The following is a 17,427-nucleotide window of genomic DNA, read 5'->3' as shown; positions in this document are numbered from 1 at the left end:
TGTGCTTTTCATTCCCTGACTTCTCAGTACTTCTCTTATCCGATCTATACTCATTCTAAAATTGCAATAAGCTTCCCATATACATCGGCCTAATTGGCATGGGTTGAGCGATCTTAACGATCGTCCTAGGTTACTCCTGATCATTGGGATCAATCGCTGCAAGACGAGCTGCTTGCATCACTAGCGTAGAGTACAGCCTTGCTTCCGCCGCCAATGTGTCATCCCACTTTGGCCAAATACGTGAGATGTAGCTGTCGCGTCCTTCACCGGTAAACGCGTAACTATCATTAAAGGTATCCGCCATCTTCTTCAGAGACTTCTCTTCATCATCAACCCATTTTCCTCGACTGAATCCTGCCTCAACTCCCGCTAAGGCCGTTTTAGGAAAATAGGGAAGAGGTTGAGTCATACCTTGATAGAACAGACGAACGAGCTCACCCAACGCCTGCTTTGCAGTTTGAACATCACTCAGAGGGCTAAGCGTAAGATGCACCACACCCTCCTTCTTGTCGTAACCAATAATATGCGTCGTTTGCGGATTGCCCATCACATTGCAACACAGATGATCAATCCAAGCGGCCAGATAGTCTTGCGCGCGAATTTTACCACTGCGATAACGCACTAGGCCCGATTGATAGTTGTGCGTTAGCCAACCTATCAACTTGACCGGTTTTCCTTCGCCGAGGCTGTCTATCGTAATATTGACCTCTAAATCTTCTTTAGGCGCGCCAGTAACGAACTGGATCTCTTTGGCTAGCTCCTCGGCTTGCACACGATTGGTCTCAAACTCTATGTCACCAAATGCCCCAACCGGTAAACAGCCTTGAGCTTTCTGCTTAGCGACAAAGTGACGGATGGCTTCATCCGGCGATTGAGGGTTATCAATCAATACTTGTAAGAGTGCATCTTTGAGTTGATAGCTCTCTAGACCATTCAACACAAACGGTTCATCGTCTTCCATCACTGGTAACGGCGGCTCAAACACCACCTTTAAACGGCGATTAAAGAAGTATTGAACAGGTAGACGCCAAAAACGCTGTAACTCGACCAGATCAAGCTCAAGTGGGTAAGTTGCTCCGGCAAGGTAATCTTCTAACGCACGGTTGAATTCACCACTGCGCTCACCAGCTCGATTTGCCGCAGGCAGCCACTCTTTAGCGTAGCTTAGCTGCGTATCGTCTTGATCCGGCATGAAAGCACTCGGGCTGAATGGTGTCATGGAGTGCTCAAACATCTGAGCTCCGCTTAGCTTACGCCCGGATTCATCGCTTCCCAGAGCCTCGTCACCCTGTAGGCAGTAGTTCTGTTCGCAGTATTCGATAAGCTCAGACACCAACACTGACGGGACGCGCTCTGTGTTATCTTGAATAGAGCGACCAACATAACTGATATACAGGCTCTCTTGCGCCGATAACATCGCTTCTAAGAACAGGTAACGGTCATCATCACGACGAGAACGATCACCCGGACGAGTGCGACCATTCATTAAGTCAAAGCCTTCTGGTGGCATAGAACGCGGATAAACACCATCATTCATTCCCAGCAGACATACCGTTTTGAAAGGAATCGAACGCATCGGCATCAGAGTACAGAAGTTCACTTGTCCTGCTAAAAAGCGTTGGCTGATGCGTGCCCCAGAGAGTTTATTGTTCAGGTACTGATAAACGATGCTTGGTGATAAATCTTGCTCAAACAAAGCATCATCAAGCTGTTCGTTAAGTTGCCCAAGAGCATCACGAATCGACTTTAATACCACTTCGCCCTCAAGCTCGACGCTGAAGAAGTCATCGATCAAGTTAAGCAGAGTCTCACGCCAACGTTCAATCGATTGTGACTGATTGAGGCGCTGTCGATAATGGGTAATGCGATCAATAAAGTGCGCGAGCTTACCCGCAAGCTCTGCGCTCATGCCTTGCACTTCATCATATGCGGCAATCGATGAGTCAGCGGTTTCAAATAACCCTGCAGATTCAGACATCGCATAGCCAAGCAGCATCCGCTGAACACCGAACAGCCAAGTGTTTTGTTGAGTCTCGGGTAGGTCAAATTCTGTTGCGGTACTACCATCAACACCCCAGCGAATGCCCGCCTCTTCAACCCACTGTTTAGCTTGTTCGAATTGATATTCATCGATATCAAAGCGCGCCATCATCGCCGGGATTTCAAGTAGTTCAAGCAGCTCTGAGGCAAGACAACGACTCTTAGGCAGCGCCACCAGCTGCATGAATGCGGTTAAGATTGGGCTTTCTTGATCGGCCGTTCTATCCGAGATGGAGTAAGGGATGTAACGCTCACCCGGAGCATTACCAAACACCGCTTGAATCGCAGGGCTGTAGGCATTGATGTCCGCTACCATTACGATAATGTCGCGTGGTTTCAGGTTTGGATCGGCATCGAACATCGCCAGCAACTGGTCGTGCAGCACTTCCACTTCACGCATTGGGCTATGACAAGCGTGAACCGTTAACGAGCGGTCACCAAGTACAACACTCTGCTTGTGTTCACTCGAATCGAGGATGTGATCATCTTGATGCTCTTCTAGCTCCAAAATATCGGCTTGAAGCTGATGCAGCAGGCTATCGCGCTCAACATCAATGAAAAATTCATGCTCTTCACACTCAGACTGGGACAATAAAAACAGATTGTCACGACCAAGTTTACCCATCGATGCCAGTAAACTATTGCCCACGGCTTGGCTAGTGTGCAGTTCATCTTCTACATTAGCTTCCAAGCCATCTTTAAGAGGTGAAACCTCTCCTTCTAGCTGAGGCGAGCCCTCGACCAAAGCAAACTGCTTACGACGCTGCGCTTCCACTCTTGCCAGATACTTTCTGTCACGAATATCGCCCCAGTAGTGCTGACATGGGTTAGTAAACATCAAGTGGACATCAATGTGTTCACCCATTGCTTTGAGGGCATCCATATAGCGCGGTGGTAGTGATGAGATACCAAACACAAACAATCGCTTAGGAAGGTGGGAAAGCTGATCTTTCTGCTGTGCGAGCGCTTCAATAAAGTCATGGTACAAGTTACCACGGTGATACTTTGATTGGCCTTGGGATAGTGTTTGCTCGTACAGAGCTTTCCACAATATCGGCTGCCACGGATGTTCTTGATGCCCATCCGCGTCTTGCAACTCAGCCACAGGGTCACCCGCCTCCCAAGCCGCCATCCACTCAGGTCGGTACACCAAATAACCATCAAAAATATCGGCAATTTTCTCAGCCAATTGGTACAGCTTGGAGCTATCGGTGTCGTTTTCCAAATAACGCTGCAGCGGCAAGAAATCAGGATGGTCGAGCATAGCGGGCAGAATACTCATCAGCTTCCAAGTCATCGCCTCTTTGTTAAAGGCACTGCGCTTGGGAACATCAGGAAGAACTTGGGTAAACATCTCCCAGATGAAGGTTGCTGGAAGAGGAAAATCTATGTTTGCGGCAACACCAAACTCTTTCGCCAGCTCCATTTTAAGCCACTGAGACATACCCGGGCTTTGTACTAAGATCTGCTCTTTGTCGAATGGATTAGCCAGAGGATCACTTTTAATTAAGTGAACGAGAAGAATTTTTAAAGTATCAACTTTATTGGAATGGTAAACAGTAAACAAAGTGCACTCACACTAATCTTGCCACAATATACTGCCAGATTAGCATAAGTGCTGAGTTTGGATGAGCAATATAAGCTTATGAAATACCAAAAGCTTAAGGTCTGTTTATCTTTTGAACGACCACCAGTTATAAACGACCTTTTGCAACGCTCATTAAACGGTGTGGTTTGTAATTCATGTAGTAACGTGCGGCTACATAACCTACGACGAGCGTCGCGACCATTAGCTCTAAGTAAGCCAAATTGAACACTTGGTTGATGTACTCACCTTCAACACCTACATCCTGCATCCAAGCCGCTACCTTAAACAAGGCTGTCGCACCAATGACCATAGGGAAAGTGAACGCCGCATAGCCAGGGCTAAATGGTAAACGAAGCAATTTAAAAAACGCTACATAGATGATGAATGTCATTAAAATTGCAATTCCGAATAGCAGACCAATCACTACTGGTGATGGATTTGCAGATACGGTGAGATAACCAGCCAAAGACAGACTTGCCGGCGCAGCTAGGATAGCGATTGTTGGTTTGGCCGCGTCTGGGATCTCGTGACGGAACATCAAACGATACACCATCATTGGTAGCATCACTGCGTAAACACCGAGACCGAAGAACAATACTGCATTCGCCACTGGCTCAAGTACAGGGTTACCCGAGAAAGAAACATCCGCAACCACAATGCCAATAGGCGGAACAAACCAGCTTGGTACCATATGGTGAATCTCAAACTCTTTAGCGCGGTGGTACAAGAAGCTCACCAAGAAAATTACATGCAACCCTACAGAAAGAATCCACACCAGTTCTCTTAAAAAAACAGAGATCGGATCTAACGATGCCGATACCACCATACAACCCATCGCAAAAGTCGGGACAACACTGCCCACAACAGGGTGCGCAAGATCTTCACGCAGCAAGTGACCGTGAATCAAAAATTTCACTGCCAATATTGCTAGAAGTAAACCCGCAATCCCAGCACTCACCCACTGTACTAACCCAGGAGTTTGCAATAAGCCTTGAGATACGAGTACCCCATCCCAACACCAACCAAGGCTGGCAATAGCAAGAGCCAGTCCCGCCATAGGAGTCGGTGCGCCAGTTAATCTGTATTTTAGTCGTTGAATCATGTCAGCCTCTCTTCATCCCATTCACTTATCTGTGAACTCATCAGCTTGTTGAGGCCATAATACGCTTGCGGTTTGTTAAGTTATATCCAATTATATATAACACTTGTTCAGGTTTTCTAAACGTCAAACCACTCAATCACAGGCTGATAAAATTTCGATGGCTAATATATCAATTAAACAGCTCAAAGTATTTGTCACCATCACCCAACATTCGACGATGACTGCCGCTGCCGAGGCACTCTTTTTATCAAAGGCGGCTGTCAGTATGGCTTTAGGTGAAATGGAGAAGCAGCTTGGGCACTCTCTGTTTGATCGCGTCAACAACCGACTGATCATCAATCAAGAGGGACAAAAATTACTGCCTCTTGCCGATGAGATACTACATCGAGCGGCCAGCATTGATGAGCTGTTCAGTGACGACCAACCATTAAGTGGTTTATTAAAGGTTGGCGCCAGTGACACTATAGGCAATCAAGTTGCACCGTTTATCCTCTCTGGGTTTCGTCAGCAAACCCGGCATCAAGAGCAGAGCCTGTTTATCTCGAACAGTGCTCTGATTTGCCAAAAGCTGGTCGACTACGAACTCGATATCGCGCTGATTGAGGGTAAAACTTTGCACCCCGAACTGCTCACGAGCCAATTTAGTAGCGACGAAATGTGCATTGTTGCTAGCCCCGTTCACCCGTTGGCCGACTTAGATACAGTGCCACTGCGCGAGCTTGAGAGCAGTCACTGGATACTCCGTGAATCTGGATCCGGTACTCGAGAGTTTTTTTTACGAACAGTAGCGCCTCGCCTTGAGCACTGGTATGAATCATTCGAACTCAATACCACCGAGGCGATCATCAATTCGGTATCAGCCGGACTAGGCTTGGCTTGCCTCTCCAAGCTCGCAGCAGAGCCCGCTATCAAAGATGGTCGAGTTAAAACGCTGAATGTGCCACTGGATATGAAGCGTCGATTTTGGATGCTAGTCCACAAAGACAAATATCAGAGTCCACTTCTCAAATCCTTCATGAGTTATTGTGAAGAGTGGGCGACACATCAAGATTGATACTTCTATCAAAGTTGGCAACTGGACTTTTAGTCACTAAAACTGTATAAAAAGCCAGTAAAATTTATCAAACTTAGAGGATTAACCATGGCTGTTATCGTCAAGTACGTGGTGGAACGCAACGGAGAAGAGAAAATGACTTTTACCTCTAAAGCCGAAGCTGACGCATACGACAAAATGCTGGATATGGCTGATGAGCTTTTTGAACTGTTAGGCAAAAGCGAATTAGTAGAAGACGAAGGCAAGCAAGAAGAGCTTGCAATGTACCTTGCGAAGAACAAAGAAGAAGTTCTTTACGCACTTGGTGCTAAGCGTAAACCAGCACCTAAGAAAGCTAAAAAGCTTGAAGCGGTTGAAGACGCGGAAGAAGACGCAGCATAACTCGCTGATACCTCTGCTAAAAACGTCAATGACAACTCTGAACAGAGTATGCAGTTGGCGTTTTTTTATACCTATCGAAATATAATGAGCCGAGTTTATAGTTAAAATTGCTCTAAACATTCTCTTGCAAGAAAGTGTGATTGAGATCTAATCTATACGCCATCAGGTGATGGGGTTCCACCTAAGCTTTCTAGCTTCAACCGCCCGTTCATATCGAACCGTGCTAATGACTCCTACAGAATCGAAAACAGGTAATCCTGTTGGTAGTATCGTTATACCCACCATTTTACGAGCTTAGTTTGCTCTTGTTCCTTGGTGTCACGATACGCAAGATCTGTAGTGAAATTAGCCGCACCTCTTCCAACATGTCCTGTTTTCTCAACGTTCGAGGTCTTCATCGACTCTATAAGTGAGAAAACACTATGCAATACTCATCTGAAATCCAAAACATGTGCCCGATTCAACGCGGCGACCTTCATGCATCTGCACCCATTCCAGTTGAAGGTGCAATGGTAAGCCCGAAAGACGTAATTGCTATCTCTGGTTTAAGCCATGGCGTGGGTGCTTGTGCTCCACAACAAGGCGCGGCAAAACTGACTCTTAACGTCAAAAACGGCATCATCGAAGAAGCACTCATCGAAACGATTGGTTGTTCAGGCATGACTCAATCTGCCGCGATGGCCGCTGAAATTCTCACAGGAAAAACCATCCTTGAAGCACTCAATACTGACTTAGTATGTGATGCAATCAACGTCGCGATGCGCGAAATCTTTCTGCAGTTTGTCTATGGTCGAACTCAATCGGCATTCTCTGAGGGCGGCCTCGAAATTGGCGCGGCATTGGAAGATTTAGGACAAACACAACGCAGCCAAGTCGGCACTAGCTACTCTACTTCGGCCAAAGGTGTGAGATACATGGAGCTCGCAGAAGGCTACGTGACTCAGCTTGCGTTGGATGAACACAGCGAAGTGATCGGTTATCAATACCTCAACCTTGGCAAAATGATGAAAGCCATGAATCAAGGTACACCAGCTGCTGAGGCCGCTGAGCTGGCTACTGGCACCTACGGCCGCTTCGATGAAGCCGTAAAAACCATCAATCCACGTCAACACTAATCGCCAAAGAGGAACCTGACTATGAACACACTAAATAATCCATCAGTAACTCGCGTATTGGCTGAAATGAATCTAGAGTCTCTCGACCAAGCTTATCAATACTGTTTGGAGCATGATGTTGACCCGAAAGCTCTCGTGATGGACACCCAGCCTATCGCTTTCGATAGCGCAACCGAAGCCTACACGCTAGGCACAGCCTTAGCGCTGTATCGTCACGCTGAGACCGCAGAACAAGCAGCAAACATTATTGGTGAAGCGCTCCAAGCCTATACCAAAGCAGGAAGTGTCGCAGAGCAGCGCCAAGTCGGTATTGGCCACGGCGCACTGGCAGCGCGTTTGCTGAATGAAGAGAGTGGCTGTTTCGCCTTTTTGGCGGGTCATGAATCTTTTGCTGCCGCAGAAGGTGCAATAAAAATCGCACTCAACGTCAACAAATCTCGCACTAAACCACTCAAAGTAATTCTAAATGGTTTGGGAAAAGATGCTGCTTATCTTATCTCTCGTATCAATGGCTTTACCTACGTGCGCACTCAGTTTAACTACCAGACCGGAGAGCTAATTGAAACCGAGCGCCGCCGTTTCTCACACGGCCCTCGCGGAGAAATCCTATGTTACGGTGCCGATGATGTTCGTGAAGGGGTTGCTATCATGCATCGTGAACAAGTGGATGTCAGTATTACGGGTAACTCAACCAACCCAACGCGCTTCCAACACCCAGTTGCAGGAATCTATAAAGCTGAGCGTACTCGCCAAGGTTTACCTTACTTCTCAGTCGCTTCAGGTGGTGGTACAGGTCGAACTTTACACCCAGATAACGTGGCAGCAGGCCCTGCATCTTATGGCATGACAGACACTATGGGCAGAATGCACGCAGACGCTCAGTTTGCTGGTAGCTCTTCTGTTCCTGCCCATGTGGCTATGATGGGTTTCATTGGCATGGGTAACAACCCTATGGTAGGGGCAACGGTGGCACTAGCCGTCGCAGTAAGCCAAGCTGCTTAGCCTCTGCAACGAATATAAAAAACAACAATAACGTGAAACAGATAGCCAGCTAACATGCTGGCTATTTTTTGTTCTCAACATGGTCTACTATCTATTTTCAGATGAGTAACACAGGTTAACTCCATCTTTATTAAGGGAATAATATGAAAGAGCTGATCATCCACACCATCACTGTCTTCATGGGCTTTTTTGCCATCATGAACCCAATTGCCAATACGCCAATATTCTTGGGACTTACCGGAGACAATGATCGTGAGACAGTAAAATCCATCGCATTTCGCTCCGTTTTCATCGCCTTTATCATCGTCAGTACCTTTGCGATTTCCGGCAAGCTAATCTTCGATCTTTTTGGTATCACACTATACGCACTGAGAATCACTGGTGGGATATTAGTGTTCTTGATTGGCTTTCACATGTTGCAGGGCGATTCCACACACAGCAAAGCCAAAGAAAAGGTTCACTCTGACGCCCAACAAGATGCAGCTCTGAGTATCGCAGTCTCCCCTCTGGCTATGCCAATCCTCGCAGGTCCCGGTACGATAGCGACCGCGATGAACTTCGCCAGCACCGAGGGCATTTATGAAACCATCATAACCATCGTTGCCTTCGGCCTACTCTGTACACTGACCTATATTTTGTTTGTGTTTGGCGAACGCTTCGTTAAAGCCGTTGGTCCGAGTGCACTTAATGTGATTACCCGAATGATGGGTCTGATCCTTGCGGTTATTGGTATGCAAATGCTAATTGAAGGCATCGAACAAGCCTATAAAGCGCTGTTTATCTGATAACTAAGTTCAATAAGCCTCGTACAAAAATAGCCAGCAACTCGCTGGCTATTGTTTTGCTACCAAGTTAAAAACTAGCTCGCAGGGCAACCTTTCACTTCTAGTCCGTTACTCATATAGATTAACTTACCCGCCTCTGGGGCGTAATCGGCCGCTTTCACTTGTGGATTATTGACGAAGAATTCTCGCAACACAGATGCGTCGGTCATCTGAGTCGATTCCACATCAATTACAGGATAGTCATCACCACCAGCGGCACTGAAACTAATCACGGAGAACGTATAAGTGTCAGCTAGGTCGAAGCCTTTACCGTTAATATCTCGTATGGTCACATCATTCAAATCACAGTCGACGGTCAAGCTAATGTTGTCGAGTTGAGCATATGCACCTGAACCTGCAGTCTTCGTCGCAACCACATCTAAGTATGCTTTCACCTCCGCCCCTGTCATCGTTGCTTTGGTCACGAAGTTTCCGAAAGGTTGCACCGTCAGTACATCACGATAAGCAATATCACCTGCTTGAATTGAATCACGCACACCACCAGAGTTCATCACCCCAAAGTCAGCATTAACTAATTCATAAGTACGATAGGCTTCTCCTAATAGGTGACCGAGATTAGTTTGCTCAGATCGAACTACATTACGATCACCTTCTAGTTTTGCATCTGTCTCTGAGATGACGACATCGAGAAGATCTTGCCCTTGTTGTTGATATGGATAGAGAATAGCTTTTACGGTTGCATCAGGTTTTATCTCAGTTTGAATAAACTGATACTCACCATTTTCGTCCTTCTCTTTTAAGTTCACCGGAACAAGATCGTATTTGGCTAAATGTAACTTACCATCATAGAATTCGAAGTCCGCTCTACCTACATACTTACCCCATTCGTGAGCTTGCATGATGTAGGTACCATTTTGCTGATCCGGTTTACAATCATCTCCAGGGTTAAAATCAGCGTATTCATTACCTTCCATACAAACTGGATTTTGAGAATGCCCACCGATGATGGCGTCCAGTTGGCCTTCCTCTAAAGAACGAGCAAGTAAAACATCGCCAGGCGCTTCGCTACCATGCTGACCATCGGCGTAGTGCCCCATATGAGTCGTAGCAAAAATCAGATCGACCGTTTCATTGGCCTCGATTTCTTGTATCGCTTTTTTAATTTCGTCTTGTGGGTCGGCAAAGTGGATCGTCGCCACATTATCAGGATTAACAAGCTTCGCTGTATCTTTGGTCGTTAAGCCAATAACCGCAATTTTTAACCCATTGATGGTGAATACTTTATATGGAGCGAAAAGGCGTTCATCTGTAACAGTGTCTCCATCTTTAATATAAATATTCGCTGCTAACATTGGGAAATCAGCCAACTTAGACTGCATCTCAAGTACATCCAAACTGTTGTCGAACTCATGGTTACCCAATGCCATTGCATCGTAACCAAGTAGGTTCATTCCAACAAAGTCGGGGACGGCATCCTGCATATCAGACTCCGGCACTCCGGTATTAATGTCACCACCGGATAATAGGATCGTCTCCCCACCATTTTGAGTAACTTCAGCACGAATGCTATCAATCAATGTCTTACGAGCAGCCATCCCATACTCACCCTTACTGTTCTCCCAGAAGCGACCATGATGATCATTGGTATGTAAAACAGTAAATTTGGTACAAGATTCCGCGGTATCACATGTCACTGTGACATCGTCATTATCCGAGCCACAACCAACCATCGCTACGCCGATAGAAAGCACCAGTAAAGACTTAGTAAACTTCATAGAAGATCCTTTGTTAATCGTTTTAATGTCGTTATGGCAGGCAATATACTTACATTTCAAAGGGTTTTAGTGACCACAATCTTAATTATATGGCTGAAGTTTTGAGTATTTACTGGGACTGTAGACACAAGCGATTAATCAACAGAACCCGAACAATTCCATTAATAAACATAGATTTATAAGAAATTTGTGACTAAGTCGATTGATATACACCACATAGGTAGACGCTCCAAAGGCACATTCGAGATAAAATGGATCAGTAAACAGCAGCTTAATCAGCTATCCAGAGAGTAAGTCCAAGGGGTAATATCCGGATGATGAAAAATATCTCTCAAAAGACAAGCAATATCATTTTACAGACTTTCTCCCCATGCGCCCTTTCATAACGAAGGCGCTCTCTTTATGATGAACGCAATTAAATTAACTTTTGCTACCCAAGCTGCTCATCAGACGAACAGTAAATGGAGAGATAGCAAAATCAAAGACTCAACACATGGAGATTCAACATGGCTTACTTTTCACTAGCCTTTGGTACGGCAACCAAAAACCGCGACAATAAAATCATTGAAGCGTTCTTCCCTAACCCACTTCTAAACCCAAGCGACGCTCTTGTAGCCGCTGTTGCTGAAGTTGCAGGTTACACTGAAGGCAACCAAGCTATCGAAATCTCTGCTGCACAAAGCGCAGAACTGGCGAAAGCATTCGCAGCAAACGACGATGCAGCAAACGCATCTTTCGCAGAGAAAGCAGCAGCTTCTGAACAACCACTTGTTCTTGTGGTTCTTGCTACAGACGAAAAACCAGCTTCAGTTGCTGAAGGCTTCCTTAAGCTACAACTTATCTCTAACCGCCTAGTTCAGCCACACGGCACGGTACTAGACGGCATCTTCGGTCTACTGCACAACATCGCGTGGACAAACGAAGGCCCAATCGACCTTCCTGAGCTAGCAGATCGCCAAATCGAAGCTCGCCTAGCGGGTCGTGCTTTGTCTGTAGATTGCGTAGACAAGTTCCCGAAAATGGTTGATTACGTAGTACCAGCAGGCGTTCGTATCGCTGATACGTCTCGCGTTCGTCTAGGTGCACACGTAGGTGAAGGCACAACAGTGATGCACGAAGGCTTCATCAACTTCAACGCCGGTACAACTGGCGTGAGCATGGTTGAAGGTCGTATCTCTGCAGGTGTTGTTGTTGGTAACGGTTCTGACATCGGCGGCGGCGCTTCTATCATGGGTACGCTATCTGGTGGCGGTACGGTTGTCGTTTCTATCGGTGAAAACTCACTGCTAGGCGCAAACGCTGGTCTTGGTTTCCCTCTAGGCGACCGTTGTACTGTCGAGTCTGGTCTATACGTAACTGCAGGCTCTAAAGTACGTATGCTTGACTCTTCTGGCCAAGAAGTTGAAGTAGTTAAAGCTCGCGACCTAGCTGGCGTTTCTGACCTACTATTCCGTCGCAACTCAGTGACTGGTCAAATTGAATGTCTTGCTAACAAATCAGCAGTTGAACTAAACAGCGAGCTGCACAGCAACAACTAATCTAGATGCTAGATGCTAGATGCTAGATGCTAGATGCTAGATGCTAGATGCTAGAAAATACGAAGCCGCTGGAGTTAACTCCAGCGGCTTTTCTTTTATCTGTAGAAAATAGACAGCGTTACACTTTCTCAGCAGCTAACTGTTCTAGCGCTTGAATCGAGGTTTCAGAGACTAATGCGCCATCAAGATAGTAACTGACGTTATCGCCATCACGTACACCCATCAATACCGCCTTTTCACCATCGTTGTAAGTGATATCCATACGAATGGTGTTCTCATCAATTTGCTGCATTTCACCGAACTGAATTTGACGTTGATAAGTAATTGGAGCGACAGGCGCCTCTTTGAGAGAGTCATCCAGGCTGTCGTTCACATCAATCATGGTATCGACTTTACTATCAAAAATATGCGGTGCACCTGTTAGTGGGTTTTTACCTGTCCAAAACTCTAATGAGTTAAACACGATGTAGTCCGCTGCGGTTGTTAACGCATATACAGGTGCCAGTAAGAAGTTGACCCCAGCACGCGCATAACGGTTATCCACGACTTCCACGTTAAACTTCATCAATTTTCCGGTAACGGCGTTACTGCCGACACACCCAGCCAAAGACATAACAACGGCGGCCACTGCAACTGCTTTTGTGATTGTTTTCATAGTTCCCTCTTGTGCCATAGTGATTGGTTCAGACTCGTTATCTCTAGCGACGAACTACTGACATGCCTCAAGGAGAGATACAGGCCTAACAATTTGATTCCACAACTTTTAGCCTAGTGCAGTTTTTTAGAACAGCAAACTGCAAAGAAAAACTTTTTACTCAGCTTGGGAAGATTTAAATAAAAAAAGCGCAGACCTTTCGGCCTGCGCTTTGAACTTTTCCCAATGAACTTAGTTAGTGTGCAATACCAACCAAGATGCGTATTGAACTAAGTCAGATTAACCTAAATCAAATTAACCTAGGTTCTTACGTGCGTTTTGGAACATACGCATCCAAGCGCCGTTCTCACCCCAACCTTCAGGAGACCATGAGTTCGCTACTGTACGGAATACACGCTCTGGGTGCGGCATCATGATAGTTACGCGGCCATCTTGAGTCGTTAGACCTGTGATTGCGTTTGGAGAACCGTTCGGGTTGTTCGGGTATTGCTGAGTCGCGTTACCGTGGTTATCCACGTAACGAACTGCAACTGTGCCTGATGCTTCAATAGCAGTTAGGTGGTCAGCATCACGCACTTCTACGCGGCCTTCACCGTGAGACACTGCGATTGGCATACGAGAGCCTGCCATGCCGTCGAAGAACACAGAATCAGATTTCTGAACTTCAACTAGGCTGAAGCGAGCTTCAAAACGCTCAGATTCGTTACGAACGAAGCGTGGCCATAAGTCTGCACCTGGAATTAGCTCTTTCAGGTTCGATAGCATCTGACAGCCGTTACATACACCTAGAGAGAACGTATCTTCGCGTTGGAAGAAGCCTTCAAACTGGTTGCGAGCTTGCTCGTTGAACAGGATAGACTTAGCCCAACCTTCACCCGCACCTAGTACGTCACCGTAAGAGAAGCCACCACAAGCCACTAGACCTTGGTACTCTTCTAGAACAGCTTGACCCGTTAAGATGTCGCTCATGTGAATATCAGTCGCTTCAAAGCCTGCACGGTCAAAGGCTGCTGCCATCTCAACGTGAGAGTTAACGCCCTGCTCACGTAGGATCGCCATCTTAGGCTTAGCACCTTTTGCGATGTAAGGTGCTGCGATATCTTCGTTCACATCGAAGCTTAGCTTAACGTTCAGACCTGGGTCTGAGTTATCTTTCTTCGCTTCGTGCTCTTGGTCAGCACATGCAGGGTTATCACGTAGACCTTGCATCTTATGCGTTGTCTCAGCCCAGATAGTGCGTAGTTCAGTACGATTACGCTCAAGAACAACCGTGTCACCAGAAGTAATCACTAGCTCATCAGATGCCTCAACAGAGCCGATTACGTGTGAACATGCTTCTAGGCCGTTTGCAGCAAGAGTAGAAAGTACAGCGTCTAGGTCATCGTTCTTAACCTGAAGTACTGCACCTAGCTCTTCGTTAAATAGTGCTGCTAGTGCGTCATCACCTAGGCCAGCGATGTCCGCTTTAACACCACAGTGACCTGCGAATGCCATCTCAGTAAGAGTAACGAATAGACCGCCATCGCCCTTATCGTGGTAAGCCACAACTTGATCGTTCGCAACTAGAGTCTGAACGCCTTCGTAGAAACCTTTTAGCTGCGCTGCGTTGTCTACGTCTGCTGGTTTGTCACCAAGCTGCTTGTAAACCTGTGCTAATGCTGTTGCACCTAGACGGTTTTGACCGTTACCTAGGTCAATAAGAACCAGTGACGTGTCACCCTTGTCAGTGCGAAGCTGAGGTGTGATTGTCTTACGAACATCTTCAACACGAGCAAACGCCGTGATGATTAGAGACAGCGGAGACGTTACTTCTTTCTGCTCGCCGTTCTCTTCCCACTTAGTCTTCATCGACATTGAGTCTTTACCAACTGGGATAGTCAGACCAAGCGCTGGACATAGCTCTTCACCCACCGCTTTTACCGCTTCGTAAAGACCTGCATCTTCACCTGGGTGACCTGCTGGAGACATCCAGTTCGCAGACAGTTTAATGTGTTTGATATCACCGATGTTAGTCGCTGCGATGTTCGTGATTGCCTCACCAACCGCTAGACGAGCTGAAGCACCGAAGTCTAGTAAAGCAACTGGTGTACGCTCACCCATCGACATCGCTTCACCGTGGTAAGTGTCGTAGCTTGCAGCTGTTACCGCGCAGTTTGCTACTGGAACCTGCCAAGGGCCAACCATTTGGTCACGAGCAACAAGACCAGTAACCGTGCGGTCACCGATAGTGATAAGGAATGTTTTTTCTGCAACCGTTGGTAGGCGTAGAACGCGATCTGCTGCTTCATTTAGCTCAATACCGTCACGGTTAACCGCAGGGTTGTTTGCTTTTAGCGTCTTCGCATCACGGTGCATCTTAGGCGTCTTACCAAGAAGAACGTCCATTGGCATATCGATTGGCGTGTTGTCGAAGTGTGAATCTTCTAGTTTCAGATCACGCTCTTCTGTTGCAACACCTACTACTGCGTATGGTGCGCGCTCACGCTTACAGATTGCATCGAATACTTCCATATTCTCTGGCGCAACTGCCATTACGTAGCGTTCTTGAGATTCGTTACACCAGATCTCAAGTGGGCTCATGCCTGGTTCGTCGTTTGGTACGTCACGCAGTTGGAAGATACCACCACGCTCGCCATCGTCTACAAGCTCAGGAAGTGCGTTAGAGATACCGCCCGCGCCCACATCGTGGATGAATGCGATTGGGTTCTCGTCGCCAAGCTGCCAACAACGGTCAATAACTTCTTGACAGCGACGCTCCATTTCTGGGTTTTCACGCTGTACAGATGCAAAATCTAGGTCTTCTGCTGATTGACCCGATGCCATTGAAGATGCAGCACCGCCACCAAGACCGATGTTCATCGCAGGACCACCAAGCACGATTAGGCTTGCACCTACTGGGATCTCTTTCTTCTGTACGTGCTCGTCACGGATGTTACCCATACCACCAGCGATCATGATTGGCTTGTGGTAACCACGAACTTCTTCACCTGCGTGAGAGTTAACTTTTTCTTCGTAAGTACGGAAGTAACCCAGTAGGTTTGGACGACCGAATTCGTTGTTGAACGCCGCGCCACCAAGTGGGCCTTCTAGCATGATATCTAGTGCGTTAACGATGCGACCTGGCTTACCGAAGTCTGTTTCCCATGGCTGTTCAAAACCTGGAATACGTAGGTTAGATGTCGTGAAACCAACAAGACCAGCTTTTGGCTTACCACCAATACCTGTTGCGCCTTCGTCACGGATTTCACCACCAGAACCTGTAGAAGCGCCCGGCCAAGGAGAGATAGCAGTTGGGTGGTTGTGCGTTTCCACCTTCATTAGGATGTGCGCTTTCTCTTGGTTGTAACCGTACTGGCGAGTTTCTGGGTTCGGGAAGAAACGGCCTACATCAGAACCTACCATTACTGCTGCGTTATCTTTGTATGCAGACAGTACGTTTTCAGGCGTCGTTTCGAATGTGTTCTTGATCATCTTGAACAGAGACTTCTCTTGCTTAACACCGTCGATAGTCCAGTCCGCGTTGAAGATCTTGTGACGACAGTGCTCTGAGTTCGCCTGTGCAAACATCATTAGTTCGATGTCTGTTGGGTTACGATCTAGCTTGTTTACGAACGCATCGTAAAGGTACTCAATTTCGTCATCAGCAAGGGCAAGACCAAGGGTTACGTTTGCAGTTACTAGTGCTTCTCGACCGCCGTTTAATAGGTCAACGTCTGCTACTGGCGCTGGCTCTGCCACTTGGAAAAGCGCTGCTGCTGAATCAAAGTCTGTAAAGATAACTTCCATCATGCGATCGTGCAGGATAGCTTTAAGCTCAACAAGTTGAAGCTCAGAAAGCTCTGCGGATGATTCGATGTAGTAAGCGGTACCGCGCTCAAGACGTGCAATCTTATCTAGACCACAGTTGTTTGCGATATCCGTTGATTTTGAAGACCAAGGCGAAATAGTGCCCGGGCGAGGAGTTGCTAGTAGAAGAAGACCTTCTGGTGCGTGCTCTTCAATTGTTGGACCGTAAGTCAGAAGTTTTTCTAGTTTCTCAACTTCTTGATCATTTAGGTCGGCAGTTAGATCTGCAAAGTGCGCAAATTCAGCGTAGATGCCTGTAACAGGTAGGCCAAGTTCACGACAAAGCTCTAAAAGCTTGTTAACACGAAATTCAGATAGAGCTGGGGAGCCACGAAAAATTCTCATGTGCTTAGGTCTCTTATGCAATTGATTAAGGTGATATTGGAATAAATTCAGTGGGTTTTAGGAGTAACCTAACTGTTTTTCTTCGAACCTATGCCGATTCCACCTCTCTGTTGCGGGCGCATTATATAGCAATTATTTTTGTGACGTAACCAAAAAAGCAACCGTTTGCGTCATTTTTTTCATGTTTCTTGGCAATTGTTA

Annotated in this window: 11 protein-coding genes and 1 riboswitch; of the genes, 6 read left to right on the top strand and 5 right to left on the bottom strand. The window is 46.7% G+C overall.

Features of this window, described 5'->3' with window-relative positions; genetic code table 11:
* Window positions 1-130 precede the first annotated feature (130 nt).
* Window positions 131-3,607, bottom strand: coding sequence for an exodeoxyribonuclease V subunit gamma (gene recC / locus VFDL14_RS10945; RefSeq protein WP_032551405.1), 3,477 nt, complete (start codon window positions 3,605-3,607; stop codon window positions 131-133).
* 127 nt (window positions 3,608-3,734) lie between these two features.
* Window positions 3,735-4,685: a TDT family transporter gene (locus tag VFDL14_RS10950; protein WP_200870296.1), complete on the bottom strand. Its 951-nt coding sequence runs from the start codon at window positions 4,683-4,685 to the stop codon at window positions 3,735-3,737.
* Between the two features lie 202 nt (window positions 4,686-4,887).
* Between VFDL14_RS10950 and VFDL14_RS10955 the strand changes: the two genes are divergently transcribed.
* The 5 genes from VFDL14_RS10955 (at window position 4,888) to VFDL14_RS10975 (ending at window position 9,067) form a co-directional block, all read left to right on the top strand.
* On the top strand, window positions 4,888-5,784 hold the full coding sequence (locus VFDL14_RS10955) for a LysR substrate-binding domain-containing protein (protein ID WP_032551403.1): 897 nt from the start codon (window positions 4,888-4,890) through the stop codon (window positions 5,782-5,784).
* An 87-nt stretch (window positions 5,785-5,871) separates the two neighbouring features.
* Complete coding sequence (locus tag VFDL14_RS10960; RefSeq protein WP_032551401.1) at window positions 5,872-6,165, top strand: YebG family protein; 294 nt, start codon at window positions 5,872-5,874, stop codon at window positions 6,163-6,165.
* A gap of 156 nt (window positions 6,166-6,321) precedes the next feature.
* Window positions 6,322-6,408: riboswitch (Fluoride riboswitch) on the top strand.
* 179 nt (window positions 6,409-6,587) lie between these two features.
* Entirely contained in the window at window positions 6,588-7,280 is a 693-nt protein-coding gene (locus tag VFDL14_RS10965) for an iron-sulfur cluster assembly scaffold protein (RefSeq protein ID WP_032551400.1), read from the top strand.
* Between the two features lie 21 nt (window positions 7,281-7,301).
* Window positions 7,302-8,282 (top strand): GGGtGRT protein, encoded by a 981-nt coding sequence (locus VFDL14_RS10970; protein ID WP_032551399.1) that lies wholly within the window; start codon window positions 7,302-7,304, stop codon window positions 8,280-8,282.
* Between the two features lie 143 nt (window positions 8,283-8,425).
* The gene (locus VFDL14_RS10975; RefSeq protein WP_032551398.1) at window positions 8,426-9,067 is read left to right on the top strand and encodes a MarC family protein; all 642 of its coding nucleotides are present in this window, start codon (window positions 8,426-8,428) and stop codon (window positions 9,065-9,067) included.
* Between the two features lie 74 nt (window positions 9,068-9,141).
* On the opposite strand, the gene ushA is transcribed toward VFDL14_RS10975, so the two are convergent.
* Window positions 9,142-10,842, bottom strand: a complete 1,701-nt coding sequence (gene ushA / locus VFDL14_RS10980) for a bifunctional UDP-sugar hydrolase/5'-nucleotidase UshA (protein WP_032551397.1) — start codon at window positions 10,840-10,842, stop codon at window positions 9,142-9,144.
* Window positions 10,843-11,348: 506 nt separating this feature from the next.
* On the opposite strand from ushA, the gene dapD reads away from it, so the two are divergent.
* Window positions 11,349-12,380: a 2,3,4,5-tetrahydropyridine-2,6-dicarboxylate N-succinyltransferase gene (dapD, locus tag VFDL14_RS10985; protein ID WP_032551396.1), complete on the top strand. Its 1,032-nt coding sequence runs from the start codon at window positions 11,349-11,351 to the stop codon at window positions 12,378-12,380.
* A gap of 118 nt (window positions 12,381-12,498) precedes the next feature.
* Here dapD and VFDL14_RS10990 read toward each other — a convergent pair whose 3' ends face one another.
* Together VFDL14_RS10990 and purL are read right to left on the bottom strand one after the other, a co-directional pair.
* Window positions 12,499-13,035 (bottom strand): DUF3332 domain-containing protein, encoded by a 537-nt coding sequence (locus tag VFDL14_RS10990; RefSeq protein WP_032551394.1) that lies wholly within the window; start codon window positions 13,033-13,035, stop codon window positions 12,499-12,501.
* 294 nt (window positions 13,036-13,329) lie between these two features.
* Window positions 13,330-17,226 carry a phosphoribosylformylglycinamidine synthase gene (gene purL / locus VFDL14_RS10995; protein ID WP_032551393.1) on the bottom strand — a complete coding sequence of 1,299 codons (3,897 nt, stop codon included), beginning with the start codon at window positions 17,224-17,226 and terminating at the stop codon, window positions 13,330-13,332.
* Window positions 17,227-17,427 lie beyond the last annotated feature (201 nt).

It is taken from the genome of Vibrio fortis (assembly GCF_000695685.1).
GTDB classification, from domain to species: Bacteria; Pseudomonadota; Gammaproteobacteria; order Enterobacterales; family Vibrionaceae; genus Vibrio; species Vibrio fortis_A.
This window is presented reverse-complemented; position numbering and strand designations above follow the sequence as displayed.

Excerpts from the sequence above, each read along its gene's own strand:
- VFDL14_RS10950 (WP_200870296.1), bottom strand. The coding sequence starts at position 4,685 with ATGGCGGGACTGGCTCTTGCTATTGCCAGCCTTGGTTGGTGTTGGGAT.
- VFDL14_RS10955 (WP_032551403.1), top strand. The coding sequence starts at position 4,888 with ATGGCTAATATATCAATTAAACAGCTCAAAGTATTTGTCACCATCACC.
- VFDL14_RS10960 (WP_032551401.1), top strand. The coding sequence starts at position 5,872 with ATGGCTGTTATCGTCAAGTACGTGGTGGAACGCAACGGAGAAGAGAAA.
- VFDL14_RS10965 (WP_032551400.1), top strand. The coding sequence starts at position 6,588 with ATGCAATACTCATCTGAAATCCAAAACATGTGCCCGATTCAACGCGGC.
- VFDL14_RS10970 (WP_032551399.1), top strand. The coding sequence starts at position 7,302 with ATGAACACACTAAATAATCCATCAGTAACTCGCGTATTGGCTGAAATG.
- VFDL14_RS10975 (WP_032551398.1), top strand. The coding sequence starts at position 8,426 with ATGAAAGAGCTGATCATCCACACCATCACTGTCTTCATGGGCTTTTTT.
- ushA (WP_032551397.1), bottom strand. The coding sequence starts at position 10,842 with ATGAAGTTTACTAAGTCTTTACTGGTGCTTTCTATCGGCGTAGCGATG.
- dapD (WP_032551396.1), top strand. The coding sequence starts at position 11,349 with ATGGCTTACTTTTCACTAGCCTTTGGTACGGCAACCAAAAACCGCGAC.
- VFDL14_RS10990 (WP_032551394.1), bottom strand. The coding sequence starts at position 13,035 with ATGAAAACAATCACAAAAGCAGTTGCAGTGGCCGCCGTTGTTATGTCT.
- purL (WP_032551393.1), bottom strand. The coding sequence starts at position 17,226 with ATGAGAATTTTTCGTGGCTCCCCAGCTCTATCTGAATTTCGTGTTAAC.